This is a genomic window from Dyella sp. SYSU CM1112, from assembly GCF_058216415.1.
Window position 1 is genome coordinate 1 of the sequence record NZ_JBZEGI010000140.1, and the last position, 269, is coordinate 269.

Genomic DNA, 269 nt, shown 5'->3' on the forward strand with positions numbered 1-269 from the left:
GCGAAAATCCGCATGAATATGCAGCGCACTATGCAAGATGATGCGGCAGTGTTTCGTACCGGCGAAACGCTCAAGGCGGGTTCGAAGAGGATTTCCGAGGTCCACGATTCGTTCAAGGATGTGCGGGTGAGCGACCGCTCGCTGGTCTGGAATTCAGACCTGATCTAGACGCTGGAGCTCTCCAATCTCCTGGGCCAGGCCGTGGCCACCATGCATTCGGCCGAACAGCGCCCCGAAAGCCACGGCGCGCACGCCCGCGAAGATTTCCC

At 59.9% G+C, this 269-nt stretch carries 1 pseudogene; it reads left to right on the forward strand.

Features of this window, described 5'->3' with window-relative positions:
- Positions 1-269: pseudogene (locus AC4HNJ_RS21970) on the forward strand (succinate dehydrogenase/fumarate reductase flavoprotein subunit); the annotation flags it as partial.